Consider the following 24,967-nt stretch of genomic DNA (forward strand, 5'->3'; position numbering starts at 1 on the left):
GGATCAACCTGTCAATGGACCCCAAAACGGGAAATGCGGTCACCAAGGCACTGACCGTGCTGGAAGCGGCGGTCGCCGGTCCGGGCCCGCGCCGGTTCGCCGACATCTGCGCGGACGCCGGGGTGCCGAAGGCGAGCGTGCACCGCATCCTGTCGACGCTGGTGGAGCTGGGCTTCGTGGCCGCCGAGGGCGGCGGCAGCTACCGGGCCGGGATCCGGATGTTCGCGCTGGCCGAGGAGGTCAAGGCGGCGGGGGCGGGCGGGGTCGGCGAGGTGCTGACCCGGCTCTCGGCGGAGGTCCGGCAGACGGTGCACTTCGCGCTGCGCAGCGGGGACCACGCCGTGTACGTGCAGAAGGTCGAGGGGAACCAGCCCTACCGGATGGCCTCACGGGTGGGCATGCGGCTGCCGCTCCACTCGACCGCGATCGGCAAGTGCGTGCTCGCGCACCTCCCGCCCGACGAACTGGCGGCGGTCCTGGCCGCCGCCGGGCTGCCCGCCAGGACGCCTGCCACGTTGACCTCGTCCGGCCTGCTGGCGGCCGAACTGGCCGGGATCCGCGAGCGGGGCTACGCCGTCGACGACGAGGAGAACGAGACGGCCATCCGCTGCCTGGGGGCTCCGGTATTCGACCGGGCCGGGCACGTCGCGGGCGGTCTCAGCGTCTCCACGGTCGCGCCCCTGCTGTCACGGGAGGAACTGCTCGCGTTCGTCCCGGCCCTGCGGACGGCTGCCTCGGCCGTGACGAACCTGCTCCACTAGCTCAGCCGATGTGGCTGACGATCTTCGGGCGCATCAGCATGGCCGCCAGGGCCGCCGCGGCGGTCGTGCCCGCCACCGCCAGGATCGTCGGCGTGGAGATCTCCACGCCCGCCGACGCCACGATCACCGCGGCCGTCGCGGCCACGCTCAGCACCGCCGTCGCCATCAGCAGGCTCGTGGTGGTCGTCGACTGCCGGCCCATGTACGCCGTCAGCGCCGCCCCCACGACCAGCAGCGAGCCCACCACGCCGAGCACCGGCGGCAGCGTCTCGGCCGTCACGTCGCCGCTGGCGAGCATCTCGGCGTGGGTCAGCACGTCGTACTCGCCGCCGAGGGTGGCCTGCAGGCGGTTGCGCAGCTCGCCGGGGTCGACGTCGTCGGCGGCGCGGACGTGCACCACCTCGGTCTCCAGCGACCCGACCAGGTCGGCCGCCGTCATCGGCAGCACCCCCAGGGTGCCCCGCACGTCCAGCGTCGGATTGCCCTGGGACTCGGTCACGCCGGTGATCTCAAAGGAGCGGTCGGCGCCGTTCCCGTGCACCGTGATCGTCTCGCCGACCTCCAGATGCAGCTGGTCGGCGGTGCGCTGGTCGAGGACGGCGTCGGAGGCGCCGCGGGGGGCGTCGCCCTCCATGCCCGAGGACGACAGCAGCGCCATGTCCAGCGCGACCGCCTCCAGCGGGACCAGGGAACCGAAGCCCACCAGGCCCACCTCGCCGCCCTGGACGGGCACGGCGGAGGCCACGCCCGGCACCGCGCGGATCTGCGCGACCGACGTCTCAGGCAGAGACGGGATCGTCCCGAGCCCCGGATATCCCACCGGGAGGACGGCGGCGTCGAAGGGGGCTTCGCCGCCCGACAGGCAGCGCGCGAGGTGCCAGCCGGCGCCGGAAAGGTGGAGGCCCGTGCCGATCAGGAGCAGACCGGCGAGCGCCGCGACGACACAACCCGCCAGTGCCCGGATCCGGCGACTGGTGCCTGACATTGAAGTCCCCCATACGAGTTCTGCTAAAAGGTCTCAGAACGGTCAACACCGCCGGGCCGCAAATAAAGCCCGACGGTGCTGAATCAACCGAAAGTTTTACGTTCTACGGGCGGGTGTACGCGAGGGTGAAGCTGCCCGACCCGCTGTAGCCGTGGACGCGGTACCGGTAGGTGCCCGCGGTGCCGTTGTAGGTGACGGTCTCGTCCGGGCCGGAGCTGGTGCCGCTGGCCACGTTGGTCCAGGTCGAGCCGCTCAGGCGCTGCAGGTACAGGTCGAAGTCGACCCCGTTCGGGCCGTCGAGGCACAGGCGGTGGGTGCCCGCGTTGGCGGTGAACTGGGCGCTGTAGGCGTTGCCGCCGCTGCTGACCGAGCCGGTGGTGGTGCTGGCGTAGCCGCTGCAGGTGCCGCCGCCGGGCGGGGTGCCCGTGGTGGTCAGGGTCAGGCCGTAGACCGACAGGATCTCGTTGACCGGCTGGAAGTAGGTGGTGCCGCCGACGGAGCAGTTGCCGCTACCGCCGGAGGTGACGCCCTGGGCCTGGGTGCCCGAGATCCACGAGCCGCCCGAGTCGCCGGGCTCGGCGCAGACGTTGGTGCGGGTCACGCCCGAGACGGTGCCCTGCGGGTAGGTGACCGACGTGCCGATCTGCTGGACGGTGCCGCAGTGCCAGCCCGTGGTCGAGCCGGAGCGGCAGATCGAGCCGCCGACGACCTGCGCCGTCGAGCCCGACACGGTCGCGGAGGTGCCGGCCACGGTGGGGGTCGGCACCCAGTTGGAGTTCACCGCGACCCAGGCGTAGTCGTTGCCGGGGAACGAGGAGCCCTGGAAGGTGCCCTGCGCGACCCGGTTGTAGCCCTGGGTCGAGCTGCCGGTCGTGCCGCAGTGGCCCGCGGTGACGAACCCGGGGGTGCTGCCGCGGGTGACCGAGAAGCCGATGGAGCAGCGGCCCGAGTTGTTGATGTAGTAGGCGTCGCCGCCGCGCAGGTCGTAGTAGGGGACCGGCTGCTCGCTGGACGCGACGAAGGTCACGGCCGCCTTGTCGACCCCGGCGGAGGCCACGAACGCCTCGGCGGCGGCCTGGTCGCGGGTCTCGACGACGACCGAGTTCGACTTCACGTCGACGTAGTAGACGGGCACGGTCTGCGGGGCGGTGGCGGCGTCGAGCCGGTCTTTGAGCGTGGTCAGGTCGCCCAACGACCGGGTCACGACCTGCGCCTTGGCGCCGCCGGCCTCGATGGCGCCGACCTTGGACGCGTCGGTGGTCGCGACCGTCAGCGCGTTCGCGGTGTCACCGCTGAGCCACGACCCGCCGAAGGCCGAGCCGAGGTCGGTGCGGACCTTGCCCTCGAGCTTGCCGAGCCGGGCCTCGTTGACGAGACGGAGCTGGGCCTGCTCGGCGGAGAGGTTGAGGTCGCGCTGGAGGGCCTCCAACATCGAGGGTGCCGGTTTCGCCGGCGCCGCGACGGCGGCCGGGGCGGAGGACAGGACGAGGGCGACGCCCATGGTGAGGGCGCTCGCCGCGCTCAGGATGTGCCTGCTGCGCATCGATTCTCCTTGGGGGCTGGGAGTGCCCTGAACGTAATCTGCAGGCACGCCCCCCGAGGAGCCGTCGTTTGCCCCCTACCACCGTGTTATGGCCCGGCTACGGCATGGTTCCGTATCCCGGGTTCCGGGCCAGCCAGTTCGAGTAGGGGGCGCTCTGCCGGACGGCGTCCAGGTGGGAGAACTTGGCGTGGCTGACCACGGCCGGCGCCGACTGGGCGGCCGTGGTCTCCGGATGCCAGCCGAGCAGCTGCCGCCAGCGCAGCGGCGCCCCGCGTACGGGTAAGGCCACCATCCCCTCGCTGCGGCGGAACGTGGCCTGGCACAACGCCACGGCGCGGCCGACCCGCACCAGGTGGACGCAGGTCGCGACGTCGGTCTCGTAGATCGCCGACGGGGCGAACCCCGACCGCGACGCGGCCACGGCGAAGCACTCGCCGAAGCAGCCGTCGCCGGGGGTGACCGCCCACTGCTCCCTGGCGAAGTCGCCGAGCTCGACCTCCCGTTCGCCGGCCAGCGGATGGGAGTCGGCGACCAGCACGAACACCGGGTCGTTGGCGACCATGGCCCACGACAGCGCCTCGTCGCCGGGGGGCCGGGAGTCGCCGCAGACCCCGATGAGGGCGAAGTCGAGCCGCCCGAGCATCACCTTGGTGGCCAGTTCCCCGGTCGACCACGAGGTGGCGGTGGTGATCACCGCGCCGGGCTCGGCGGCGGCGAGCCGGTCGACCAGGCCGCCGAGGATCGGCCCGTTGGCGGCGCCGATCCGGTAGCGGCGGCCGTCGGGTTCGCCGTTGGCCAGCCGGGCGGCCTCCTCCTGCAGTTGCTGTACGGCGGGCAGCAGCACCTGCGCGCGGGCGAGCACCAGCTCCCCGAGTGCGGTCGGACGGGAACCGGTGTGGTCCCGCTCGAACAGGGTGCCCCCGAGTGCCCGTTCGATCCGCTTCAACTGTGCCGTGAGCGCGGGCTGCGCGAGCCCGAGCGCACTGGCCGCCTTGGTGACGCTGCCGGTCTCGGCGACCATACGCACGATTCTGAGATGGCGGAGCTCCAGGTCCATAACGTGAAGGTATGACCCCCGAATAACTCCAGCAATGATGATTTGTCACACATTCTGACTAGTCATGTCGGAAAAGGTCTATCAAGACTCCGTCACCACCGTTACCCCCCGGCAACGGGCAGGGTAGGCCTCCCCAGACGAACGGGGGGCATGAGTGAGGATCTTTCTCGCGCTGGCGCTGCTGGTCGCCGTGGCCGCCTGTGGCCCCGAGAAGCCTCCGCAGACCGGTCCGGCCGAGATCATCGCCCGCGGGTTCAAGATCGGACTCATGCTCCCCGACCTGACGACCCCCCGGTGGGAGAAGTTCGACCGTCCGTACATCACCTCGTCGGTCGCCCAGCTCTGCCCCAACTGCGAGATCGTCTCGGTCAACGCCGAGGGCGACCCCGTCGCCCAGCGCCGCCAGCTCGACCAGTTCACCGCCCAGGGGATCAAGACCGTCATCCTGACCCCGGTGGACGCCCGCGGCATCCAGCCGTCGGTCGACCGCGCCGCCGCGCGGGCCGTCCGGATCGTCTCGTACGACCGCCTCGCGGAGGGCGCCATCGACGCCTACACCTCCTTCGACAACGTCGAGGTGGGCCGGTTGCAGGGCCAGGCCCTGGTCGACGCCATCAGGGCCCGCGGCCGCGAGGGCCAGATCGTCATGCTCAACGGCCCGACCACCGACCCCAACTCCGCCGAGTTCAAGGCCGGCGCCCACGCGGCCCTCGACGGGCGGGTCCGCATCGGCGCCGAGTACGACACCCCGGGCTGGAGCCCCGAGGACGCCGAACGCGAGTCGGAGATGGCCATGGACCGCATCGGCCCCGCCAACATCGTCGGCGTGTACGCCGCCAACGACGGCCTCGCCGGCGGCGCCGCGTCGTCGATCCGCGACTCGGGCATGCCCCCCGACACCCCGCTGACCGGCATGGACGCAGACCTGGAGGCCATCCACCGCATCATGCTCGGCACCCAGACCATGACCATCTACAAGCCCATCCAGCCCGAGGCGCAGAACGCCGCGCAGCTGGCCGTCGACCTGGGCGCCGGCCGGCCGATCCGGGGCACCAGCACGGTGAGCAACGACACCGAGCAGGAGATCCCCGCCATGATCACCAAGGCGATCGTGGTCACCCGGGACACGATCAAGGACACCGTGGTCAGGGACGGCTTCTGGACGGTCAACGAGGTCTGCAACCCGGCCGCCATGAAGCCGACGTGCGCGGAGCTAGGCATCACCTGACGACTCGTCGGAGGGGTCGGGCACGTCCTTGGGCCGCAGCCGCTCCCACACCAGGAACACCCCGGCCAGCACCAGCATCCCGACCCCGGTCCACAGGTTGATGCGCACCCCCTCGGCCTTGGCGATCTCCTCGGCCCCGTCGAGAAGCCCGGCGACGACCAGGATCACGCCGTAGACGGCGAACAGGCCGCCCAGGATGCGGCGGATGTCGAACAACATCGGGTCCCCCTTACAGGAACGGCAGGTAGAAGGCGGCGGCCAGGACCAGCGCGCCGGATCCGAGGATCACGGGGGAGCGGTACCACGCCCGGTCCCCGGCCAGGGAGTCGTCCTTGAGGTCGACGTCGGTCAGCCCGTACACCAGACCCCGCAGCTCCTCCTCCGGTTTGGGCGTGGTCACCAGCGTGATCACGACCGACACGACCGCGTCGACGGCGAACGCCGCCCCGGCGGCCACGAACGAGGCGTTCAGGTCGGTGCCGAGGTCGAGCACCCCCGCCCGGTAGGGGATGTAGACCGCGAACGCCGCCAGGGTGCCCGCGATGATGCCCCAGAAGCCCGCCCACGGGGTCATCCGCTTCCAGAACAGGCCGATGATGAACGTCGCGAACAGGGGCGCGTTGAAGAACGCGAACAGCGCCTGGAGGTAGTTCATGATGTTCGAGAACCCGGCCGCGATGAACGCGGTCCCGATGCCGGCCACCACACCGCCGACGGTGGCGACGCGCCCGAGACGTACATAGAACTCGTCGGGCTTGTCGCCGTTCACGTGACCCTTCCAGATGTCGTACGTGAACACGGTGTTGAACCCGGAGATGTTCGCCGCCATGCCGGCCATGAACGAGGCCAGCAGACCGGTCACCGCGACCCCGAGCACCCCGTTGGGCAGGAACTCGTTCATGAGCAGCGGAATCGCGTAGTTGTACGCGGGCCCGCCCTCCTTGCCCAGGTTCGAGAACAGCACCAGGGCGACGAGCCCCGGGATCACGGTCACGACCGGGATCAGCAACTTCGGATAGGCCGCCACGATCGGCGTCAGCCGCGCCGCGTTGGTGTTGCGCGCCGACAGGCCGCGCTGCACCTCGGCGAAGTTGGTCGTCCAGTACCCGAACGACAACACGAACCCGAGCCCGAACACGATCCCGATCCAGCTCGCCCCCAGCGGGTTGTCCGTGGACGCGGTCGTCGACCACGTGTGCAGCCCGCCCTCCCCGAGCACGCTCTCGCGGACCTTCTGCCCGAGCCCCTCGAACCCCCCGACCCGGACCAGCCCCAGCACCACCACGGGAACGAGCCCCGCGATGATCACGAAGAACTGCATGACCTCGTTGTAGATCGCCGAGGACAACCCGCCCAGGGTGATGTACGCCAGCACGATCGCCGCCGACACGATCACCGACAACCAGAGGGGCCACCCGAGCAGCGCCTCCATGACGAGCGCGAGGGCGTAGAGGTTGATCCCCGCGATCAGCACCTGCGCGACGGCGAACGCGATGGCGTTGAACAACTGCGTGGCCGGATTGAACCGCCGCCGGAGGAACTCCGGCACGCTGTGCACCTTCGACCGGTAGTAGAACGGCATCATCACGACGCCGAGGAACACCATGGCCGGAATGGCGCCGATCCAGTAGTAGTGCACGGTCATGAGGCCGTACTGGGCTCCGTTGGCGGCCATGCCGAGGATCTCGATCGCCCCGAGGTTGGCGGAGACGAACGCGAGACCCGTGATCCACGCGGGCAGGGCACGCCCGGCGAGGAAGAAGTCGCTGGAGGAGCGGATGGCGCGGCGGGCGGCGAATCCGATGCCCACCACGACGGCGAAGTAGAGCGCCAGGATCAGATAGTCCAGCGCGTTGACGTCCAGGCGCAGGTCCTGGGGAGCAAGAGCGAGCACGGACCCCCGCTACCCCCGAACCTCACCGCCTCACGCGGGTCACGGTGCGGGCCGGAAGCTCAGTCGAGAAGACCGAGGTACTGGGCCGGCCGCGCCTGCACCTGGGTCAGCACGTCTTCGTCCAGGATGCCGGTCCGGTCTTCCAGGACCGGCTTCGTCAGCGGCTGAACCGCCGGAATCCTGATCCAGCACTTCTTGACGACCCCGCCCTGGCCCCTGGCGAGCTGGACGGCGAACCCGAGATGGGGCAGACCAGGACGAACGGCCAGGCGGGATCACCGTTGGAGTATCCCCCTGTGACCACGACGACCGGACGGCGTTCGTCGTGGACGACCCTTTCCTCTTCGGGGATCAGGCGAAGCGCCTTGTCGCTGACGAGATAGACGCCGCCGGTCACATAGGGACCAGCCACTCAGTCCTCCATGAGCTGCCGTGTCGCCTCGGCGCGGTGATCGGCGAGTTGTGAGAGGTCGTCGTCGAGATCGTCGACACCGCCCGGTTCGTCTCCGGGCAGAGGGTTGCGTGCGACCCATTGGCGGAGCCGGTCAAGGCCCGAGCCCAGGTCGGGGAACGGCGCCCCGCCCGTCAGATCGAGCCGCACCTCGGGCTGATCGCGCTCGATCGCCATCTGCATCGGGCGCGTCTGGTGGGTGAGGCTTCTCAGCTGGCCGGCGGACAATCGCCCGTATTCGGTCAGGACGTCGTCGATGATCTTCGCGAACCCCGCGTCGATGATGGTCTGTGGTGCGTCGATCAGGTGGATGACGCGTTCGCGGTGCCCGGCGAAGGGGTCGGCGCTCTCCTCGACCTCGATGACCTCGGCTTCGGAAAGGTCGCGTTCGACTTCCGCGAGGCGAAGACTGTGGGGGCCGTAGTGGTGCCGGCGCCATTCGACGCCGGACCCCGGGGGGAGGCCGTGTTCGACGGCGCGGAGATCGGCCAGATAGAGAATCGTCGCCAGTTTCGTGCGATTGACGCGCATGCCGCCGTTGCGAGCCGTCGCGAGCAGGTAGGCGACGGCGGCGGCAGGGCCTCGGAGAGGCGCAGGGGCCGACACGAGGTCCAGTTTAAGGACCGGTTGAGCCATGGCCAGTGCCTCCCCGCCGTGCCGTCGAATGGATGTTCTGATTTATCTGGGCGATGGCCGTAACCATACGCTATGGCTCGGTGGCGGTGCGTGGGAATGGCGTCTCAGGTACGCTCCAGTGCGACGACCGGGATCTTGCGGCCGGCCGCCTTCTCGTGTTCGGAGAAGAACGGGTAGTTCTTCTTGATCTGCGACCACAACGCGTCGTACTCCGGGCCCTCCGTCGGCCGGGCCGTGGCGACGTAGACCTGGTCGCCGACCTCCACCGTGACCTCGGGGGTCTTCAGCAGGTTCCGGTACCACTCCGGGTCTTCGGGCGCGCCGGCCGCGGAGGCCATGACCAGCAGGTGGTCGCCCTCGATGACGTACATCATCGGGGTCGTGTGGGGGCGGCCGGTGACGCGGCCGCGGGTGGTGAGGATCAGCAGGGCGCGGCCCTCGAAGGGGCCGCCGCCCTTGTGGGCGCGGAACTCCTCGATCGTCCTGCGGTTGATCTCACGGATGTCGCCGTCAATCGGGTTGCTCATGCGCCTCATACTTGCCGGAAAAGAGGCTCTCAGTCCCACACCTCGGCGACCCGTGCGGCGACCGACGGCGCCTGGGCGAGGCCGGCCTTGAAGGCGGGGGCCCACAGGCCGGGGTCGAGGACGTTGGTGCCGAACACGGCCTTGGCGGCCTCGTCGGGGCCGACCGACGCGGTCTTCGAGGCGCCGGTCTTCTCCAGTTCCCGGGCCAGGCGCTCGGGCGGGACCATGCCGGTGAGAGGTTCGAGCACGACGACCGTGCCGGCGCCCCTGGCCAGGTCGGCGTTGGTGCCGCTGCGCACGCCGCCGTCCATGTAGCGGGCGCCGTTGATCTCGACCGGCGGGTAGACGCACGGGACGGCGCAACTGGAGGCGACGGCGAGGGTGAGCTCGACGCCCGACTCGCGGGTCCAGACGACGAACTGGCCGGTGGCGGCGTCGACGGCGGTGACCTGGAGGTCGCGCTCGGGCCACACCTTCACCGGCAGCCGGTCGCCGACCGACTCGATCCGGGCCATGCCGTCGACCACGGGGAGGGCCAGGGCCAGCTCGCCGACCCTCCGGCGGGCCTCCTTGGGGTCGATGCTCGGATCGAAGAGGATGCCGAACGCCTGCATGACCGGCGCCATGTCGACGGCCGGGCGGGGCCCGTGGTCGGACGTGCTCTGCCGCGCGACGGCCCGCTCCAGATCGGCGCCGGTGGCGATGAGGGTGCCGACGACGGAACCGGCGGACGTGCCGATGATCGTGTCGGCGGCCCCCAGGTCGATGCCCTCGCGCCGCAGGCCGGTCACGATCCCTGCCTCCCAGGCGATGCCGGCGATGCCTCCGCCACCCAGGACCAATGCTCTCGTCATATACCGAATTATGTTCTATCGGCGCGCGCTACGGGAGGGCGACCACGGCGTATCTCTCGTCGTCGATCGGGCGGCCCCACAACGCCGGGTCGGGGAGAGGTTCCACGACGATCTCCCGGACCATGGGGCGAAGCGTTCCTGCCACCTCCGCGGCCGTCAGGCCCGAGTCGCCCCAGCGGCCCTCGACCAGCACGAGCCGGCCCCCGGGGCGCAGGCTCGCGATCCATCCCCGCAGGGTCGCGGCCGGGTCGGGGAAGGTCCACAGCAGGTGGCGGCAGAGCACCACGTCGAAGTGGCCCGGAGGCTCCGCGGCGTCGCCGACGGTGATCTCGGGGTCGTGGCCCGCCTCGGCGAGTTTGCGCCTGGCCCGCCTCACCATCTCGGGCGACCGGTCGACGCCGACGGGCCGGTGGCCCTGTTCGGCCAGCAGGAGGGTCAGTGAGCCCGTGCCGCAGCCCGCGTCGAAGACGTCGGCGGGGGCGCCGGGGAGCCACGCGGCCAGCCGGGCGGCCCAGGCCGCCCGTACGACGGGGTCGCGCAGGCCGTGGTCGGGCTGGTCGTCGAAGGTGGCCGCCTGGTCGTCCCAGTTCACTGCGGGTGCAGCTCCCGGAACTCCGTCATGACGGCCTCTCTGGCCTCGGGGGTGAGGTGGTCGATGTAGAGGATGCCGTTCAGGTGGTCGGTCTCGTGCTGGAAGCAGCGGGCCAGGACGCCCGTGCCGACCACCGTGACGGGCTCGCCGCGCAGGTCGAAGCCGTGGACGGTGGCCACGTTGGGGCGGCCCAGGGCGGCGCGGGGGCCGGGGACCGACAGGCAGCCCTCGCCGCCGACGTCGAACTCCTGCTCGTCGGCGGGGGGCAGCTCCAGGGTCGGGTTGACGACCACGCCCTTCTGGAAGACCTCGTCGGCGTCGGGGCAGTCGTAGACGAAGACGCGCAGGTCGACGCCGATCTGGTTGGCGGCCAGGCCGACGCCTTCGGCGGCGTACATGCTCTCGAACATGTCGTCGGCCAGGGCCGCGAGTTCGTCGTCGAACTTCTCCACCGGGCGGCACGGGGTGTGCAGGACCGGCGTCCCGACGATCGTGATGGGTCTCATGTGGTCCATTGTCGCAGCGGTCTCCACCTGAGATAGTTGGTTTGGTAATCAAACCAAGTTCCATGCACGCGCTGGGCGGACGGTCAGGGTCCCCACCTGATCGTGCATGGCCGGTTATCCATTTACGGAGGAGAAACCGTCCATGCGAAGAAAGATCGTCAGCATGCTCGCGATCGCCGCCCTGGTGCTGGTCGCGGCGGTGGTGCGGATGGCCCCGGCGGGGGCGGTCGCCTCCGATCCGTACACGTACAAGAACGTGCGGATCGACGGCGGCGGGTTCGTGCCGGGCATCGTGTTCAACCCGACCGAGCGGAACCTCATCTACGCCCGGACCGACATCGGCGGCATGTACCGCTGGGAGCAGTCGACCACGTCGTGGAAGCCGCTGCTCGACTGGGTCGGGTTCACCAACTGGGGCTACAACGGGGTCGACAGCATCGCGACCGACCCGGTGCAGACCAACCGCGTCTACGCGGCCGTGGGCATGTACACCAACTCGTGGGACCCGAACAACGGGGCGATCCTGCGGTCGACGAACAAGGGGGACTCCTGGTCGGTCACCCCGCTGCCGTTCAAGATGGGCGGCAACATGCCCGGCCGGGGCATGGGGGAGCGGCTGGCCGTCGACCCCAACCGCAACTCCACCCTCTACCTGGGCGCGCCGATGGGCAACGGCCTGTGGCGGAGCACCGACTACGGCGCGACCTGGGCCAAGGTGACCAGCTTCCCGAACGCCGGGAACTACAGCGACGACCCGAGCGACCCCAACGGCTACACCAGCCACCAGCCCGGCGTCGTGTGGGTGACCTTCGACAAGCGCACCGGCACGTCCGGCAACGCCACCCAGACGATCTACGTCGGCGTGGCCGACAAGGCCAACACCGTCTACCGGACGACCAACGGCGGCACCACCTGGGAGCGGCTGCCCGGCACCCCGACCGGCTACATCGCCCACAAGGGCGTGCTCGACCACGTCAACGGCTACCTCTACATCGCCACCTCCGACACCGCCGGGCCCTACTCCGGGGCCAAGGGCGACGTCTGGCGCTACGCCACCGCGACCGGTGCCTGGACGCAGATCTCGCCGATCCCGTCGAGCAGCGGCGACGCCTACTTCGGCTACTCGGGCCTGACCATCGACCGGACCAACCCGAGCACGATCATGGTGGCCACGCAGATCTCCTGGTGGCCCGACGTGATCTTCTGGCGGTCGACCGACTCCGGGGCCACCTGGACGCGGATCTGGGACTTCACCTCGTACCCGAACCGTAGTTTCCGCTACAAGATGGACATCAGCTCCGCGCCCTGGCTGAGCTGGGGAGCCAACCCGCAACCGCCGGAGGTCACGCCCAAGCTGGGCTGGATGACCGAGTCGATGGAGATCGACCCCTTCGACGGCAACCGCTTCATGTACGGCACCGGCGCCACCATCTACGGCTCGACCGACCTGAAACTGTGGGACACCGGCGGCCAGCTCACCATCAAGCCCATGGTCAAGGGCCTGGAGGAGACCGCCGTCCTCGACCTCGTCAGCCCGCCCACCGGCAGCGCGCCGCTGATCTCGGGCCTGGGCGACATCGGCGGGTTCCGGCACACCAACCTCGACGCCGTGCCGCCGATGATGTTCCTGCAGCCCAACTTCACCTCGACGACCTCGCTCGACTACGCCGAGCTCAACCCCTCGACCATGGTCAGGGTCGGCAACTTCACCGAGGCCGACCGGCCCAATGACAACCACGTGGCCTTCTCGACCGACGGCGGCGCCAACTGGTTCCAGGGCCAGGAGCCCGGCGGGATCAACAACGGCGGCACGGTCGCGGCGGCGGCCGACGGCAGCCGCTTCGTGTGGGCGCCCGGCGACGCCGGGGCCTCGGTCGTCTACTCGGTCGGCTACGGCAACACGTGGCAGACCGCGAGCGGGGTGCCGTCGGGCGCGCGGGTCGAGTCCGACCGGGTGAACCCGCAGAAGTTCTACGCCTTCGCCGACGGGCGCTTCTACGTCTCCACCAACGGCGGCCAGACCTTCACCGCCTCGGCGGCCACCGGCCTGCCCACGACGGCGCGCTTCAAGGCGGTGCCGGGGCGCGAGGGCGACATCTGGCTGGCCGGCGGCGCGGGCCTGTGGCGGTCGACCAACTCCGGCACGTCGTTCACGAAGATCGCCGGCGTGGAGGAGTCGGACAACGTCGGCTTCGGCAAGGCGGCCCCCGGGCAGTCGTACATGGCGATCTTCCTCGTCGCGAAGATCGACGGCGTGCGCGGCGTCTTCCGCTCCGACGACGCCGGCGCGACGTGGGTGCGCATCAACGACGACCAGCACCAGTACGGCAACATCGGCGAGGCCATCACCGGAGACCCGAGGATCTACGGCCGCGTCTACCTGGGCACCAACGGCAGAGGCATCCTGTACGCCGACCGCACCGGCCCCAACCCGTCGCCCTCGCCGTCGCCCTCGCCGTCGCCGAGCCCCAGCCCGTCGCCCAGCCCGAGTCCGTCGCCGAGCCCGAGTCCCAGCCCCTCGCCGTCGCCCTCCCCTAGTCCCAGCCCGTCGCCCAACGCCGGTAAGGCCTGCGCGGCGACGTACACGATCACGAACTCCTGGCCCGGCGGGTTCGGCGCGAGCGTGACCGTCAGGAACAGCGGGACCAGCGCGATCACCGGCTGGACGGTCCGCTGGACCTGGGCCAACGGGCAGACCGTCAGCCAGCTCTGGAACGGCGTGCACTCCGCGAGCGGCGCGCAGCAGACGGTCGTGAACATGAACTACAACGGCAACCTGAACCCGAACGGCACGACCTCGTTCGGCTTCAACGCCAGTCAGTCCGGCACGAACCCGATCCCGAGCGTGACCTGCACGCCCGCCTGACCCCGAGACGACCGGCCAGGACGCTTCTCGTCCTGGCCGGTCCGCGGACCTCACTCGGCGGGTGGCGGAACCACCTCGGGCAGGTCGTCGGTCCACTCGGCCGTGGTGATGTCGATCGTGTTGCCGGGTGAGGTGACGATGCTGCGCAGCAGCCCGGTCTCCGGGTCGACGACCAGCGTGAACGACGAGTCCTTGACGTCCACCGTCACCCCGTGGCCGCCGTCGACGTCGCCGGTGCTCGACACGATCGGCAGCGCCGCGATGGCCCGCAACACGCCCGCCCTGACCTGCGGCGGGATCGGCACGTCATAGAGCAGGTAGGACATCGAGAGGGCGACGTAGCCGTCCTCGCCGACCCGGGGCCTCTCGCCCTTCAGGCCCTCGCGCATGCCCTTGAGGGCCAGCTCCTTCAGCGCGTCCGGATCGGTCGGGAGCTCCTGGAGCTCCTGGTAGGTGAACGAATGGTCGAGCACCCAGAAGTCGCCGGACTTCGGGTTGTCCATGGCCTTGCCGTCAGGGGTGCCGCCGAAGAGGTGCCCGTCGGATCGGCGGTACCACCATTCGGCCCGCCACGACTCGTCCTTCCGGCCCTTCACGATCTTGTCGGACCCGGTGTGCTCGATGACGACGTGCCAGTACTTCCCGGGCTCCTCGGCCACGCGCTGGGCGGTGTCGGCGGCGGCGAGCAGGATCTGGCGGCCGGTGAGCTGGACCGGCGCGCTCACGCTGGGCCGCGCCTCGGCCGGGGCCGGCTGGGGGGTGGCCGAGGGCAGCAGGGTGATCACCGCGGCGGCCGACGCGCCGAGGGCGAGCACCCCCGCGGCCAGCAGGCCGCGCCTCCGGGGGGCGGGCCGGCGGGCGGCGTTCATGAGCCGGTGCCGGCCTTGGTCGATCGTGTCCTGCGAGGGGTCCTTGGCCAGCGCGACGCGCAGCGACTCAAGGTCATCCATTGAACGACTCCTTGCCGATCAGTTTGCGAAGCTTGGTGCGGGCACGGCTCAGCCGGGAGCCGACCGTGCCGTAGGAGACGCCGAGCGCCTCGGCGACCTCCTCATGGGAGAGCTGGGCCAGCGCCACGAGCAGCAGCACGTCGCGTTCCCCGCGGTTCAGCGACGCCAGCGCCCGCACCAGGTCGGCGTGCAGCCGTCCGGCCGCGACGGAGGCGAGCACGCGGGTCTCGTGGCTCTCGGCGTCCGGCTCGGCGCCCGTGCGGGCCAGCGCCTGGTAGTGCCGTGCTTCCTTGCGCCGGTGGCGGGCGACCAGGTTGGTGGCGATCCCGAACAACCAGGGCCGCAGGCCGCCGCGTGCGGGGTCGAACCTGGCCCGCAGCCGGAAGGCGGTGAGGAAGGTCTCCGCCGCGAGGTCGTCGGCGGCGTCGGTGCCGAGCCGTCCGGCCACGTAGCGGTAGACGTCTCGGAAGTAGTGGTCGTAGACGCGGGTGAACGCCTCCGGATCCCGCTGGAATCCGGCGACGAGCTCGGCGTCTCCCACCTGCTCGCCGATATCGGCCGTCATGGGTGCCCCCCGGGCGAAGCGGTCATCTGACATCTGCACTCCGCCGCAGGCCCGAATCGCTTTCCCGCATTCTGGCGGGCGCCGGGAGCCCTCCTTGGGGCGGACCCCGAAATGTCGGTGTACGACCCACGGATCAGGTCGAATGGTCCATCTGGCTGAAAGTCCGCTGCAAGGGCTCTGGTTATGCTGGCCGTGGGGGTGACACCTATATGGCTATGGCCGGGCCCACCGATCCCGACGTCGATCCGAAGACGCCGGTCGCGGTGGACAACAGTGGAATCAAGGGACGGCTCGACCGTTTCCGCGCGACCCGCACGGGCGCCCTGACCCTGAAGATCGTGATCGGCACGATCGGCGGGGCCATGGTGATCGGCGGGCTCATCATGGTGCCGTTCCCGGGGCCGGGCTGGCTGGTCGTGTTCGCCGGGCTGGCCGTCCTGGCGACCGAGTTCAGCTGGGCCCACCGGGTGCTGGAGTTCGCCAAGCGTTACGTCACCATCGCGACCGACTGGCTGAAGCGGCAGAACTGGGCGGTGCGGATCATCGCCGGCGTCCTGACGTTCGCGGTGGCCTTCGCGATCGTGTGGGGATGCCTGAAGCTCACCCTGGGCTTCGACATGGTCGAGTTCGGGCTGAACTTCCTCAGGCGTTGAGCAGGCGCCGCTCCGCGAGGGCGGCCAGCACGCGTGACCCGTCGGCCATCACCGAGTCGTCGAACTCGGTCTCGGGGGAGTGGTTGGTCGCACAGGTCGCCGGGTCGGCCCCCTTCGCGTGGGCGCCCAGCACGAGGAACGCGCCCGGCACCTCGTCGAGGACGAACGAGAAGTCCTCCGACCCGGTGGCCGGGCGCGGCATCGTCAGATAGCGGCCGGCCCCCACGATCTCCGGCACGACCTCCGCCGCGAACGCGGCCTCCGCGGCGTCGTTGACCGTCACCGGGTAGCCGATCCCGAACGAGCACTCCGCGCGCAGCCCGTGGGCCTCCGCGATGCCCGTCGCCAGCCGGACCACGCCCTCCTTGACCTTCTCCCGCGTCTCGGCGGAGAACGCCCGGATCGTCGCCTGGAACCAGGCCTCCTCGGGGATCACGTTGTCGGCCGTGCCGGCGTGGAACTGCCCGACGGTGATCACGACCGGGTCGAACACGTCGAAGGCCCGGGTCGTGTACGTCTGCAGCTGGCTCACGATCTCGCAGCCCACCTGGACGGGGTCGAGCGCCCGGTGCGGCGTGGACCCGTGGCCGCCCCGCCCGCGCACGGTCACGTCGAAGGTGTCGGCGGCGGCCAGGACCGGGCCGGGTTTGGTGACGAACCAGCCGCTCGGCACGATGGCCGAGAACACGTGCAGGCCGTACGCGGCGACGACGCGGCTGCCCGAGGCGTCCAGGACGCCCTCGTCGATCATCAGCTTGGCGCCCTCGTGGCCCTCCTCGCCGGGCTGGAACATGAAGACGACGTCGCCCGTCAGGTGCTCGCGGCGTTCGGCGAGCAGCCGGGCGGCGCCCACGAGCATGGCGGTGTGCAGGTCGTGGCCGCAGGCGTGCATCGCGCCGTCGATCACCGACCGGTAGTCGACCGGGACGCGTTCCCGGATCGGGAGGGCGTCCATGTCGGCCCGCAGCAGCACGCTCCTCCCCTCGCTCCGCCCGCCGCGTAGCACGGCGGTGACGGAGGTGAGCCTCTGGCCGGTGGTGACCTCCAGGGGCAGCCCGTCGAGGGCGGCCAGCACCTTCTCCTGGGTTCGGGGCAGATCGAGGCCGATCTCGGGCTCCCGGTGGATGGCTCGCCGCAGTTTTTCCAGCTCGTCCTGAAAGGTCATGTCTCATCCTCGACCGGGTCGCGGATCGTCTTCAACGCGGCGCGCCTTTTCGACCACAGTCCGTCGCCGACTGTGATTCTGTGATTACTTTCTGTCGTCGTCGCCGGGAGGAATCATGCTCGTTCCGCTCGCTCTCACCGTGTTGCTCTCGGAATTGCTCTCCGGCGGGGTCTCCATCACCATCGAGAACGGCGTGACCGAGTTGTCGGGCCGGGTGGAATACGCGGTCCAGGTGGTCAACCGGGAGCCCCGGCCGGTCCAGGCCGACGTGCGGCTCGCGTTCCCGCCGGGCCTGACGAACCTGCGCGCCGAGGGCGCGACCCTCTCGGCGGACCACGCCGGCTGGGAGGCGCTGCTGCCGACCGGCACCAGCACGTTCCGGCTGAGCGGGCGGGCCGACGGCGGGCGGCCGTCCGACGCCGTCGCCGCCACGGCCTGCGTCTACCTGGAGAACCCGACGCGGCCCGAGGTGTGCGCGAGCGACATCGACATGATCGGGGTCAGGGGCGACTGGAGCCTGCTCGGCGTGGTGGCGCTGCTGATGGCGCTGACCGGGGCCGGGGGCGCGGCCTACCTGCTGATGCGCACCCGGCGTACCGTCACGGAGCTGGCCGCGCCGTCGGACCGGGAGCCGGAGCGGGTCTGACCCCCAGGAAGTCGCGCGCCTCGGTCGTGGTCATCGGGGGCCGCTGGGCCAGGCGGGCCGCCTCGGCCGCGCGGGCGACGAGCTCCTCGTTGCCGCGCACCGGGCGGCCCTTGGCGTAGGTGAGGGTGTCCTCCATGCCGACCCGCAGGTGGCCGCCCCCGGCGAGGGCGGCGAACATGACCGGGAGCGCGGCGCGGCCGATCCCGGTCGCCGACCAGGTGGCCCCCGGTGGCAACTGGCCGACCGCCGCGGCGACCGTGCGCAGGTCGCCCGTGAAGCCGCCGGGCACGCCCATGACCAGGTCGCAGTGCACCCGCCCGCCGGCGGGCGGGCCGTAACGGTCGAGCAGCCGGTTCATGGTGGCGACGTGGCCGAGGTCGAACAGCTCGAACTCCGGCACGATGCCCCGGGCCTGGGTCTCCTGGTAGAGCTCGGCCACGAACCCCCACGGGTTCATGAAGACGTCGTCGCCGAAGTTCACCGTGCCGCAGGTGAGGGAGCAGGCGTCGGGGGCGGCGTCCAAGACCCTGAGCCGGTCGGTGTACGGGTCGTGCACCGACCCGCCGGTGGAGAGCTGGACCACCAGATCGGTCTCCCGCAGCGCGGCGACCGTCTCCCTGAGCAGCCCCGGGTCCAGCGTGGGCCGCGTCTCGGCGTCGCGGACGTGGACGTGGATCACCGCGGCCCCCGCCGCCTCGCACGCCCTGGCCGTGGCGAGCAGTTCGCCGAGGGTCACCGGCAGGGCGGGCACGTCGGCCTTGGCCGATTCCGCGCCGGTCGGGGCGACGGTGATGAGGGTGCTGGACATATCCGGATATTGCCCCCTTGTTCCGGGGCGGGACAAGATGCTTTCCTGAGTCGAGACTCAGGGAAGGGTGGTGGGACCATTGCCGACGGCCTCTCCGATCGGGCTGCACCGGGTGTTGTCGCCACCGGGGGTGCTCCCTCAGGCGGCCCGGCGGCTGGACGCCTCGCCGGGCCTGTGGCCGGGGGAGACGCGCCTGCGGGTCGAACGGCTGAACCTCGACGCGGCGTCGTACCGCCAACTGCACGGCAAACACCACGGCGACGGCGCGGCGGTGCGCGGCGAGGTGCTGGAGATCATCCGCACCCGGGGCAAGATGCACAACCCGGTCACCGGGTCGGGCGGCATGCTGGTCGGCGTGGTCGAGGAGGGCCCGGCCTTCCCGGCCGGAACCCGGGTCGCCACGCTCGTCTCCCTCACCCTGACCCCGCTGGTCATCACCTCGACGACCTGGGACGGGTTGTCGGAACAGGTCCCGTGCGACGGCCACGCCATTCTTTTTGAACGGTCGGTCGCGGCGGAGCTGCCGGACGACCTGCCGGTCCCGCTGGCGCTGGCGGTCATGGACGTCTGCGGCGCCCCCGCGCTGACCGAACGCGTTGTCCAGAAATATCGGGACATGGAGATGGCCTCCGGGCAGGCAGGGTGCGCTGTCGCGGACTTTCGTGATGTCGAGCCTGCCCAGGCGGAACGCGCTGTCCGGAGATATCGGGATCCGGTGGTGGCGGTGCTGGGTGCGGCGGGGAAGAGCGGGTCGCTCTCGCTGGCCGCCGCGCGCCGGGCCGGAGGCCGGACGATCGGGGTGGTGGTGAACGACCGGGAGGCCGCGACGGTCGAGGGGCTCGCCGACGAGGTGCTGGTCGCCGACGCCCGCGACGCCGTGGCGCTGTCGGACCTGAGGGCCGACGTCACGGTCGTCTGCGTGGACGTGCCCGGTTGCGAGCACGCCGCGATCCTGGCCACCCGCGACGGCGGGACCGTGGTCTTCTTCTCGATGGCGACCTCGTTCTCCGCCGCCGCGCTGGGCGCCGAAGGGCTCGGCGCCGACGTCACGATGCTGATCGGCAACGGCTACGCCCCTGGCCACGCGGAGCTGGCGCTAAGACTGCTGCGCGAGGAACCCGGCGTCCGGGCCGCGTTCGAGGAGCGGCTGCGATGAAGCTCGGCCTCGACCCCGCCGTGGTGCGCAGGGCCCGCGACCTGGCCGCCCGCGCCGCCGAACCGGTCATCGAGATGGCCCGCACCCACACGACGGTCTCGGTCGAACGGGCCGTGCTCCGGCTCGCGGGCGTCACCGGCGCCGACGCCGACGGCATCCCGTGGGTCAACCGGATCGTGGACGCCGTACGCGACCAGACAGGCCTGGAACACGGTGTCGCGCTGCCGTTCTTCGCGGCCGCGAACTGGCGCTCCATGCGATTCGAGCTGCCGACGGGGGCCGAGCGGGACCGGGCCCTGGCCCGGGCCCGCGCGGCGGTCGGGGCGGGCGTCGCCCGGATCGACCGCAACCGCGCCGACCGCGACCGGCTGCTCGCCCGGCACGGCGACCCGGACCAGCCCTGGATCTACCTCATCGTCGCGACCGGCGACATCCACGAGGACATCCCGCAGGCCCAGGCCGCCGCCCGCGAGGGCGCCGACGTCATCGCGGTCATCCGCTCGACCGGGCAGTCGCTGCTCGACTACGTGCCCGAGGGCGCGACCCGCCAGGGGTACGCCGGGACGTACGCCACCCAGGAGAACTTCCGCCTCATGCGGGCCGCCCTCGACGAGGTGTCGGCGGAACTGGGCCGCTACGTCAGGCTGACGAACTACGCCAGCGGCCTGTGCATGCCCGAGATCGCCACGCTGGCCGGGCTCGAACGGCTCGACATGATGCTCAACGACTGCATGTACGGCATCATCTTCCGCGACATCAACCCCCGCCGGACCTTCGTCGACCAGCGGTTCTCCCGCCAGATCCACGCCCGCGCCGGGATCGTCATCAACACCGGCGAGGACAACTACCTGACCACCGCCGACGCGATCGACGCCGCGCACACCGTCGTCGCCTCGCAACTGCTGAACGAGCGCTTCGGCCACGAGGCGGGCCTGGCCGACCGGCAACTCGGCCTCGGCCACGCCTTCGAGATCAACCCGCAGATCCCCGACTCGTTCCGCCTGGAGCTGGCGCACGCGCAGCTCGTGCGGGAGCTCTTCCCGGACGCGCCGCTGAAGTACATGCCGCCCACCAAGCACATGACCGGCAACATCTTCGCCGGGTACCTGCTCGACGCGTTCTTCAACCTGGCCGGGGTGATGACCGGCCAGTCGATCATCCTCATCGGCATGATGACCGAGGGCATCCACACCCCCTGGCTCTCCGACCGCGACCTCGCGCTGGAGAACGTCCGGTACGTCCGCCGGGCGGCCGGCGACCTGTCGGAGGACTTCACCCCCGGCCCCTTCATCCGCGAGCGCGCCGCGCGGGTGTTGTCGGAGACCGTCGACCTGCTGCACCGGGTCGCCGACGACGGCCTGCTCAACGCGATCGCCGACGGCGTGTTCGGGGTGACCAAGCGCCCCGCCGACGGCGGCCGGGGCCTCGACGGCGTGATCGAGAAGGCCGCCGGCTACGTGAACCCCGCGACCGAGATCCTGGAGGCGGCCCCGTGACCGTCGAGACGATGAAACAGATCATCCGCCCGTACGGCGACACGACGGGCGACGCGATGATCCAGGTCAGCTTCACCCTGCCGGTCCCGCACGGCCCGCGCGCCGAACTGGCGGCGCTGCAACTGGCCGGGAAGATGGGCCTCGACCCGGCGAGCGTGGTGCACAGCAAGGCCATGGGCCCCGACTTCACCTTCTTCATCGTGTACGGGAAGGCGACCCACCTCATCGACTACGCCGGCATCGAGGTGCCGGAGGGCCGGGAGTTCGAGCTGCTGACACCGGCCCAGGTCAACGCCGCCGTCAAGGCCGGCCTGGGCCGGCGGCTGGTCGTGGTCGGCGCCTGCATCGGCACCGACGCCCATACGGTCGGCATCGACGCGATCCTCAACGTGAAGGGGTTCGCGGGGGAGAAGGGCCTGGAGTACTACCGGGAGATCGAGGTCCACAACATGGGCGCGCAGGTGGCCGTCGGCGACCTCGTGGCACGGGCGAAGGCGGTGGACGCCGACGCGGTGCTCGTCTCCCAGGTGGTGACCCAGAAGAGCGCCCACATCCACAACACCAAGCAGATGGCCGCCGCCTTCACCGAGGCCTACCCGACCTCCCTGACGGGCGGCCTCGGCCGTCCCCTGCTGATCGTGGGCGGCCCCCGCTTCGACACGGTGACCCCGTCGGACCTGGGCGTCGACCGCATCTTCGGCAAGGGCACCACACCGGGTGAGGTGGCGAGCTACCTCGTCCACGCGCTGGTGCGCGAATGAGGGTCACCCACCGGCGCTACGTGCCGGCCTCCCACGCCCACTACGGCGGCTCGCTGGTCGACGGCGCCTACGTCCTCGGCCTGTTCGGCGACGTCGCGACCGAGGTCTGCATCCGGATGGACGGCGACGAGGGCCTGTTCGCCTCCTACCAGGACGTGCAGTTCCGGGCCCCGGTCGTCGCGGGCGACGTGGTCGAGGTGACGGCCGAGGTGACCCGCGTGGGCACCCGCAGCAGGACGCTGGCCTTCGAGGCGCGGGTGGTCTGCCGGGCCCGGCCCGATCTGTCGCCGTCGGCGAGCGAGGTGCTCGACCCGCCCCTCGTGGTCACCACGGCGACCGGCACGGTCGTGGTCCCCGCCAAATAGTATCGAATGAGAATGTAATGATTAATATCGTCTCATGACTCATGAGACTTCCGCCTCGGGACCGTTCGCCCTCGGCCTCCTGCTGCGCCAGGCCCACTGGCGTGCGGCCGCGGTGATGACCGAGGCGTTCCGCCCTCTCGGCATCGAGTTGCGGCACTTCGCCGTGCTGGTCGTGCTGGTCGACCGCGGGCCCACCGTGCAGCGCGACCTGGCGCCGGCGACGGGCTCGGACAAGGCCGGGATCATGCGGGTCGTCGACGACCTGGAGCGGATGGGGCTGGCCGTGCGCAGGCCCGTCCCGGGTGACCGGCGGGTGCGGGCGGTGGAGATCACCCCCGAGGGCCGGGAGCTCTTCGATGCGGCCCAGGCGGCGGCGGAGCCGCTGGCCGAGCGGCTGGTCGCCCACCTGGGGCCCGGAGAGGCCGAGGTGCTGCGGGATCTGCTGACCCGGTTCGCCTATCCGGCGGAGTCGCCTTCGTCACATAGTATCGATTGATACCATTACATGTGATACCGTCGTATATGTAACGAATTGGGGGTGTGATCGTGAACGTCTACGAAGCGGTCACCAGCCGACGGGCGGTGCGCGGATTCACCGGCAGGCAGGTGCCGAGAGAGGTGCTGGAGCGGGTGCTGGCCGCCGCGGCGTGGTCGCCGTCGGGGTCGAACCTCCAGCCGTGGCACGTCTATGTGCTGACCGGCGAGCCCCTGGCCGAGCTCAAGAAGCGGGCGGGCGCGCGCGTGGCCGCGGATGACGCCTGGGACGAGCGCGAATACCCGATGTACCCGGCCGACCTGAAGTCCCCCTACCGGGAGCGCCGGGCCGCCTTCGGCAAGGAGCGCTACGGCGCGCTCGGCGTGCCGCGCGACGACTGGGAGTCGCGCCGGCGGGCGGCCGCCGCGAACTGGCAGTGCTTCGGCGCCCCCGCCGCCCTGTTCTGCTACATCGACGCCGGCATGGGCCCGCCCCAATGGGCCGACGTCGGCATGTACCTGCAGACCGTCATGCTGCTGCTGCGCGCCGAGGGGCTGCACAGCTGCCCGCAGATGGCCTGGTCGGTCTACCGCACGACCGTCGCGGAGGTGCTGTCGCCCCCCGAGGGGCTCGTCCTCTTCTGCGGCCTGTCGATCGGCTACGAGGACGTCACGGTGCGGCACCCGCGCACGGGCCGGGCCCCGCTCGACGAGACCGTCACCTTCGTCGAGGGCGCGGGACGGCGGCGCCGGGTGTTCCCGTCCGGCCCCCTGTCCTCGCGGGGCGGCCTCTACGGCCTGGCCGCGTCCGCCCGTTCGAAGGTCGCGCGATGGCACCGTCGCGTTCGTCAACCTCGCCATGCACGGGCACGTCAACCCGACGCTGCCGGTCGTCGCCGAGCTCGTCCGGCGCGGCCACTCCGTCGGCTACCACACCTCGCCCGCGTTCGCGGAGAGTGCGGGGGCCGCCGGCGCGAAGGTGTTCCTCTACTCCGGGGGCGACCGGCCGCCTCCCGATCCGCCGATCCCGCTCACGATGCTCGGCGCGCTCGCGCGCGCCACCCTCGACCTGCTGCCGGGGGTGCTCGCCGACCTGCGCGGGCTGCGGCCCGACCTGATCGTGCACGGCGCGGCCTGCCCGTGGGGCGCGGTCGCCGCGCGCGAACTGCGGGTACCGGCGGCGTCCCTGTTCACCACGTTCGCGTTCAACCGTCAGGCGCCCAGCCCCACCCGCGCGTCGCGGGAGCTGCTGGCCTCGGCGGCGGCCCGGCTGCCCGACGCCCGCGGCTACCTGCGGTCGCGGTGGGCGTTGCGCCGCCGCCACGACACCCGCGGGCTGCCCCTGCTCGACCTGGCGGACGTGCGGCAGCCGCTCAACCTGGTCTTCACCTCGCGCGCGTTCCAGCCCGGCGCCGCCGCCTTCGACCGGTCCTACCGGTTCGTCGGCCCGAGCGTGGGCGCCCGTCCGCCCGACCCGTCGTTCCCCGCCGACCGGTTGCGGGATCCGGTGCTGTACGCCTCGCCGGGCACCGTGTTCGACGCCGGTCCGGACCTGCTGCGCGCCTTCGCCGCCGCGCTCGCGCCGCTGGGCGGCACCGTGGTCGTCGCCACCGGGGCCACCGACCCTGCCGCCCTCGGCCCGCTGCCGGGCAACGTGCTCGCCCGCCGTTTCGTGCCGCAACCGGAGGTGCTGGCCCGCGCCGCGCTGTTCGTCACGCACGGCGGGATGAACAGCGTGAACGAGGCCCTGTACGCCGGCGTCCCGATGCTGGTGGTCCCCCAGGGCGCCGACCAGCCGCTGGTGGCCCGCCGGGTCGCCGAACTCGGCGCGGGCCTGGCGATCGATCCCCGCGACGCCACCGAAGACGCCGTGCGCGGCCTCGCCCGGCGCCTGCTCGGCGAGCCGCGCTTCCGGGCCGCGGTGGCCACCCTGCGCACCGCCCAGCGTGCGGCCGGCGGCCACTGCCGCGCCGCCGACGAACTCGAACACCACCTGCGCCGGGCCGACGCGCGACGGGAGCGCTGACC

Annotated in this window: 26 protein-coding genes and 1 pseudogene; 12 read left to right on the forward strand and 15 right to left on the reverse strand. The window is 71.2% G+C overall.

Features of this window, described 5'->3' with window-relative positions; all coding sequences use genetic code 11:
* Window positions 1-14 precede the first annotated feature (14 nt).
* Window positions 15-761: an IclR family transcriptional regulator gene (locus QSK34_RS01830; protein ID WP_285579171.1), complete on the forward strand. Its 747-nt coding sequence runs from the start codon at window positions 15-17 to the stop codon at window positions 759-761.
* Window position 762: 1 nt separating this feature from the next.
* Here the strand turns inward: QSK34_RS01830 and QSK34_RS01835 are convergent, their stop codons facing one another.
* From QSK34_RS01835 to QSK34_RS01845, 3 genes are all read right to left on the reverse strand, one after another.
* Window positions 763-1,746, reverse strand: coding sequence for an ABC transporter permease (locus QSK34_RS01835; protein WP_285579172.1), 984 nt, complete (start codon window positions 1,744-1,746; stop codon window positions 763-765).
* Window positions 1,747-1,849: 103 nt separating this feature from the next.
* On the reverse strand, window positions 1,850-3,289 hold the full coding sequence (locus QSK34_RS01840) for a S1 family peptidase (protein WP_285579174.1): 1,440 nt from the start codon (window positions 3,287-3,289) through the stop codon (window positions 1,850-1,852).
* A 97-nt stretch (window positions 3,290-3,386) separates the two neighbouring features.
* On the reverse strand, window positions 3,387-4,346 hold the full coding sequence (locus QSK34_RS01845) for a LysR family transcriptional regulator (RefSeq protein WP_285579176.1): 960 nt from the start codon (window positions 4,344-4,346) through the stop codon (window positions 3,387-3,389).
* 154 nt (window positions 4,347-4,500) lie between these two features.
* On the opposite strand from QSK34_RS01845, the gene QSK34_RS01850 reads away from it, so the two are divergent.
* Entirely contained in the window at window positions 4,501-5,574 is a 1,074-nt protein-coding gene (locus tag QSK34_RS01850; RefSeq protein WP_285579178.1) for a sugar ABC transporter substrate-binding protein, read from the forward strand.
* Here QSK34_RS01850 and QSK34_RS01855 read toward each other — a convergent pair.
* The 8 genes from QSK34_RS01855 to def all read right to left on the reverse strand — a co-directional run bounded on the left by QSK34_RS01855 (window position 5,560) and on the right by def (window position 11,034).
* On the reverse strand, window positions 5,560-5,793 hold the full coding sequence (locus QSK34_RS01855; protein ID WP_051759199.1) for a hypothetical protein: 234 nt from the start codon (window positions 5,791-5,793) through the stop codon (window positions 5,560-5,562). The two genes, QSK34_RS01850 and QSK34_RS01855, sit on opposite strands and share 15 nt — an antisense overlap.
* Window positions 5,794-5,803: 10 nt before the next feature.
* On the reverse strand, window positions 5,804-7,468 hold the full coding sequence (locus QSK34_RS01860) for a sodium:solute symporter family protein (RefSeq protein WP_285579182.1): 1,665 nt from the start codon (window positions 7,466-7,468) through the stop codon (window positions 5,804-5,806).
* Window positions 7,469-7,625: 157 nt separating this feature from the next.
* Window positions 7,626-7,880 (reverse strand): hypothetical protein, encoded by a 255-nt coding sequence (locus QSK34_RS01865; RefSeq protein ID WP_285579184.1) that lies wholly within the window; start codon window positions 7,878-7,880, stop codon window positions 7,626-7,628.
* On the reverse strand, window positions 7,881-8,555 hold the full coding sequence (locus QSK34_RS01870) for a type II toxin-antitoxin system antitoxin SocA domain-containing protein (protein WP_285579185.1): 675 nt from the start codon (window positions 8,553-8,555) through the stop codon (window positions 7,881-7,883).
* A gap of 104 nt (window positions 8,556-8,659) precedes the next feature.
* Window positions 8,660-9,082, reverse strand: coding sequence for a nitroreductase/quinone reductase family protein (locus tag QSK34_RS01875; protein WP_161480316.1), 423 nt, complete (start codon window positions 9,080-9,082; stop codon window positions 8,660-8,662).
* Between the two features lie 29 nt (window positions 9,083-9,111).
* Window positions 9,112-9,936 (reverse strand): patatin-like phospholipase family protein, encoded by an 825-nt coding sequence (locus tag QSK34_RS01880; protein ID WP_285579186.1) that lies wholly within the window; start codon window positions 9,934-9,936, stop codon window positions 9,112-9,114.
* Between the two features lie 28 nt (window positions 9,937-9,964).
* A complete protein-coding gene (locus QSK34_RS01885) occupies window positions 9,965-10,528 on the reverse strand; it encodes a class I SAM-dependent methyltransferase (protein ID WP_285579188.1) in 564 nt (187 codons plus the stop codon).
* Window positions 10,525-11,034, reverse strand: a complete 510-nt coding sequence (gene def, locus QSK34_RS01890; RefSeq protein WP_353051360.1) for a peptide deformylase — start codon at window positions 11,032-11,034, stop codon at window positions 10,525-10,527. Before def ends, QSK34_RS01885 begins: the two co-directional genes overlap by 4 nt.
* Window positions 11,035-11,176: 142 nt before the next feature.
* On the opposite strand from def, the gene QSK34_RS01895 reads away from it, so the two are divergent.
* Entirely contained in the window at window positions 11,177-13,900 is a 2,724-nt protein-coding gene (locus QSK34_RS01895) for a cellulose binding domain-containing protein (protein ID WP_285579192.1), read from the forward strand.
* Window positions 13,901-13,950: 50 nt separating this feature from the next.
* On the opposite strand, the gene QSK34_RS01900 is transcribed toward QSK34_RS01895, so the two are convergent.
* Both QSK34_RS01900 and QSK34_RS01905 read right to left on the reverse strand, forming a co-directional pair.
* A complete protein-coding gene (locus QSK34_RS01900) occupies window positions 13,951-14,850 on the reverse strand; it encodes a CU044_5270 family protein (protein WP_285579194.1) in 900 nt (299 codons plus the stop codon).
* Window positions 14,843-15,415 carry an RNA polymerase sigma factor gene (locus tag QSK34_RS01905; RefSeq protein WP_285579196.1) on the reverse strand — a complete coding sequence of 191 codons (573 nt, stop codon included), beginning with the start codon at window positions 15,413-15,415 and terminating at the stop codon, window positions 14,843-14,845. The genes QSK34_RS01900 and QSK34_RS01905 overlap by 8 nt, the downstream gene beginning before the upstream one ends.
* A gap of 209 nt (window positions 15,416-15,624) precedes the next feature.
* Between QSK34_RS01905 and QSK34_RS01910 the strand changes: the two genes are divergently transcribed.
* Window positions 15,625-16,068, forward strand: coding sequence for a TIGR02611 family protein (locus QSK34_RS01910; RefSeq protein WP_285579197.1), 444 nt, complete (start codon window positions 15,625-15,627; stop codon window positions 16,066-16,068).
* On the opposite strand, the gene QSK34_RS01915 is transcribed toward QSK34_RS01910, so the two are convergent.
* The gene (locus QSK34_RS01915; protein WP_285579199.1) at window positions 16,058-17,233 is read right to left on the reverse strand and encodes a M20 metallopeptidase family protein; all 1,176 of its coding nucleotides are present in this window, start codon (window positions 17,231-17,233) and stop codon (window positions 16,058-16,060) included. The two genes, QSK34_RS01910 and QSK34_RS01915, sit on opposite strands and share 11 nt — an antisense overlap.
* A 115-nt stretch (window positions 17,234-17,348) precedes the next feature.
* Here QSK34_RS01915 and QSK34_RS01920 point away from each other — a divergent pair, with 115 nt between their 5' ends.
* Window positions 17,349-17,879 carry a hypothetical protein gene (locus QSK34_RS01920; protein ID WP_285579201.1) on the forward strand — a complete coding sequence of 177 codons (531 nt, stop codon included), beginning with the start codon at window positions 17,349-17,351 and terminating at the stop codon, window positions 17,877-17,879.
* Here the strand turns inward: QSK34_RS01920 and QSK34_RS01925 are convergent.
* Entirely contained in the window at window positions 17,833-18,687 is an 855-nt protein-coding gene (locus QSK34_RS01925; RefSeq protein ID WP_285579203.1) for a beta-keto acid cleavage family enzyme, read from the reverse strand. The genes QSK34_RS01920 and QSK34_RS01925 overlap by 47 nt on opposite strands.
* A gap of 70 nt (window positions 18,688-18,757) precedes the next feature.
* Here QSK34_RS01925 and kdd point away from each other — a divergent pair, with 70 nt between their 5' ends.
* The 7 genes and pseudogenes from kdd to QSK34_RS01955 all read left to right on the forward strand — a co-directional run bounded on the left by kdd (window position 18,758) and on the right by QSK34_RS01955 (window position 24,965).
* A complete protein-coding gene (kdd, locus tag QSK34_RS01930; protein WP_285579205.1) occupies window positions 18,758-19,843 on the forward strand; it encodes an L-erythro-3,5-diaminohexanoate dehydrogenase in 1,086 nt (361 codons plus the stop codon).
* A complete protein-coding gene (gene kamD, locus QSK34_RS01935) occupies window positions 19,840-21,339 on the forward strand; it encodes a lysine 5,6-aminomutase subunit alpha (RefSeq protein WP_285579207.1) in 1,500 nt (499 codons plus the stop codon). Before kdd ends, kamD begins: the two co-directional genes overlap by 4 nt.
* Window positions 21,340-21,350: 11 nt before the next feature.
* On the forward strand, window positions 21,351-22,100 hold the full coding sequence (gene kamE / locus QSK34_RS01940) for a lysine 5,6-aminomutase subunit beta (RefSeq protein WP_285579212.1): 750 nt from the start codon (window positions 21,351-21,353) through the stop codon (window positions 22,098-22,100).
* Window positions 22,097-22,465, forward strand: a complete 369-nt coding sequence (gene kal / locus QSK34_RS01945) for a 3-aminobutyryl-CoA ammonia lyase (RefSeq protein ID WP_161480304.1) — start codon at window positions 22,097-22,099, stop codon at window positions 22,463-22,465. The genes kamE and kal overlap by 4 nt, the downstream gene beginning before the upstream one ends.
* Before the next feature lie 34 nt (window positions 22,466-22,499).
* On the forward strand, window positions 22,500-22,961 hold the full coding sequence (locus QSK34_RS01950) for a MarR family winged helix-turn-helix transcriptional regulator (protein ID WP_285579215.1): 462 nt from the start codon (window positions 22,500-22,502) through the stop codon (window positions 22,959-22,961).
* 50 nt (window positions 22,962-23,011) lie between these two features.
* Window positions 23,012-23,590: pseudogene (locus tag QSK34_RS37720) on the forward strand (nitroreductase); the annotation flags it as partial.
* A gap of 208 nt (window positions 23,591-23,798) precedes the next feature.
* Window positions 23,799-24,965 carry a macrolide family glycosyltransferase gene (locus QSK34_RS01955; protein ID WP_285579218.1) on the forward strand — a complete coding sequence of 389 codons (1,167 nt, stop codon included), beginning with the start codon at window positions 23,799-23,801 and terminating at the stop codon, window positions 24,963-24,965.
* Window positions 24,966-24,967: the final 2 nt, after the last annotated feature.

Source organism: Herbidospora sp. NBRC 101105, from assembly GCF_030269205.1.
GTDB lineage: Bacteria > Actinomycetota > Actinomycetes > Streptosporangiales > Streptosporangiaceae > Herbidospora > Herbidospora solisilvae.